Source organism: Dietzia sp. DQ11-44, assembly GCF_014145205.1.
In the GTDB taxonomy this organism is placed as follows: Bacteria; Actinomycetota; Actinomycetes; order Mycobacteriales; family Mycobacteriaceae; genus Dietzia; species Dietzia natronolimnaea.
In genome coordinates this window covers 1-2,486 of record NZ_JAALEC010000498.1, presented here as the reverse complement: position 1 = coordinate 2,486, position 2,486 = coordinate 1, and the positions used below count along the sequence as shown (strand labels likewise).

2 protein-coding genes are annotated in these 2,486 nt (G+C 70.4%); one reads left to right on the top strand and one right to left on the bottom strand.

What is annotated here, in order from left to right; translation table 11 throughout:
- Positions 1 to 473 (bottom strand): dienelactone hydrolase family protein (locus tag G6018_RS12490; RefSeq protein WP_347237860.1); only part of this gene is annotated, 473 nt, incomplete at its 3' end.
- A gap of 73 nt (positions 474 to 546) precedes the next feature.
- Here G6018_RS12490 and glmS point away from each other — a divergent pair.
- On the top strand, positions 547 to 2,403 hold the full coding sequence (glmS, locus tag G6018_RS12485) for a glutamine--fructose-6-phosphate transaminase (isomerizing) (protein ID WP_182610790.1): 1,857 nt from the start codon (positions 547 to 549) through the stop codon (positions 2,401 to 2,403).
- Positions 2,404 to 2,486 lie beyond the last annotated feature (83 nt).

Sequence of the window (2,486 nt, the reverse complement as noted above, 5' to 3'; positions counted from 1 at the left end):
CGGTCGGCGGCCGCCGGGACGGTCTCGGTGGGGAACGCCATCGCCACCGCGCCGATATCGGTGCGCTGGGAGGCCAGCAGGGCACAGACCCCGCCACCGAGCCCGTGACCGGCCAGCCCGATCCGGCGGGGATCCGCGCGGACGGTCCCGCGGCCGAGCCTGGCCTGCAGGACGTCCTCGATCGCGGCCGACAGGTGGTCGGCGAAGTGTTGGTGGTTCGGCCGGGGGGACCGATCGGTCGCGGGCGCGACCACGACGAAGCCCCACGAGGCGAGGTGCTTGAGCGTGTCCGTGTAGTCACGGGGGCCCTTGGTCCAGTCGTGGGCGAAGCCCACCACCGGGGCGGGTGACGGCGCGTCACGCGGGACGAACACCGCGCCCGGCGTCCCGGTGAAACCGAGATCGCCCGTGTCGACCCCGTAGGGGCCCCGCCGGTTCACCTTGTCGAGCAGAGCTTTGGTCTTGATGGCCACGAGGGCCACAGTATCGCCTCCGGGGGGTCGACGGTGCCGGGGCGTCGGGACGGCGTGGCTACACTTAGCGGCCATGTGCGGAATCGTCGGTTATGTCGGGCATCAGGCTGCCCTCCCTGTCGTGGTCGAGGCCCTGCGGCGGATGGAGTACCGCGGATACGACTCCTCGGGCGTGGCCGTCCTCGACGGTTCGGGCGCCTCCCGCGTGGAGAAGAAGGAGGGCAAGCTCGCCAACCTCGAGGCCGCGCTGGACTCCGCCGGGCACGACAGCTTCCCGGGGACCACCGGGATCGGACACACCCGCTGGGCCACCCACGGGCGCCCCAGTGACCGCAACGCTCACCCGCACGTCTCGGGCGACGTGGCGATCGTGCACAACGGCATCATCGAGAACTTCGCCCCGCTGCGCGCCGAGCTGGAGGCCGCGGGGGTCGAACTGGTGTCGGACACCGACTCCGAGGTGGCCGCGCACCTGCTCATGTGCGAGATGGCGTCCGGTCCGCACGCGGGGGACTTCGTCGCCTCGTGCCGGGCCGTGCTGAACCGCCTCGAGGGTGCCTTCACCCTGGTCTTCAGCCACGCCGCCCACCCGGGCACCCTCGTCGCGGCGCGTCGGTCGACCCCGCTGGTGCTGGGCGTGGGGAAGGGCGAGATGTTCCTCGGTTCGGACGTCGCGGCGTTCATCGAGCACACCCGTGAGGCGGTGGAACTCGGCCAGGACAACGTGGTGGTGCTGCGGGCCGACGGCTACGAGATCACCGACCTCGCCGGCGAACCCACGGAGGGCCGCCCGTTCCATATCGACTGGGACCTGGCCGCCGCGGAGAAGGGCGGCTACGACTACTTCATGCTCAAGGAGATCGCCGAGCAGCCGGCGGCGGTCGCCGACACCCTGCTCGGCCACTTCCAGGACGGCCGCATCGTGCTCGACGAGCAGCGGATCAGCGACCAGGACCTCAGGGACATCGACAAGGTGTTCATCGTGGCCTGCGGCAGCGCGTACCACTCCGGCATGGTGGCCAAGTACGCCATCGAGCACTGGACCCGCCTGCCCTGCGAGGTCGAGATCGCCTCGGAGTTCCGCTACCGGGACCCGGTGCTGGACCGGTCCACCCTGGTGGTGGCCATCTCCCAGTCGGGTGAGACCGCCGACACCCTCGAGGCCGTGCGTCACGCCAAGTCCCAGAAGGCCCGCGTCCTGGCGGTGTGCAACACCAACGGGTCGCAGATCCCCCGTGAGGCCGACGCCGTGCTGTACACCCATGCCGGCCCCGAGATCGGCGTGGCCTCCACCAAGGCGTACCTGGCCCAGATCACCGCCAACTACCTCGTGGGACTGGCGCTGGCGCAGGCCCGGGGCACCAAGTACCCCGACGAGGTGGCGGCCGAGTTCCGTCAGCTCGAGAAGATGCCCGAGGCCATCCAGAAGGTGGTCGACTCCCTCGACCCGGTCCGCGAGATCGCGCGGGAGCTGGCCGACTCGAAGTCGGTGCTGTTCCTCGGCCGCCACGTCGGCTATCCGACGGCGCTCGAAGGCGCGCTCAAGCTCAAGGAGCTGGCGTACATGCACGCCGAGGGGTTCCCGGCGGGTGAGCTCAAGCACGGACCGATCGCGCTGATCGAGGACGGCCTGCCCGTCTTCATCGTCATGCCTCCGGTCGAGGGTCGGGGAGTCCTGCACTCCAAGCTCGTGAGCAACATCCAGGAGATCAGGGCCCGCGGTGCCCGGACCATCGTGATCGCCGAGGAGGGGGACGAGGTGGTGCGACCGCTGTCGGACTACTTCATCCCGATCCCGGCCTCGACCACCCTGCTCCAGCCGTTGCTCGCGACCATCCCCTACCAGGCGTTCGCCGCCGAGGTCGCCGCGGCCCGTGGGTACGACGTGGACAAGCCCCGCAATCTGGCCAAGTCCGTCACGGTGGAGTGATCCGCCCCCGGGTCTGATTCCGTCTGGGATCGTGGACGTCATGTTGCGCGCGCACCCGGTCGAGGCGATCCGGGCCGCCGAGC

Coding starts and splice junctions, on each gene's coding strand:
- glmS (WP_182610790.1), top strand. CDS start 547: ATGTGCGGAATCGTCGGTTATGTCGGGCATCAGGCTGCCCTCCCTGTC.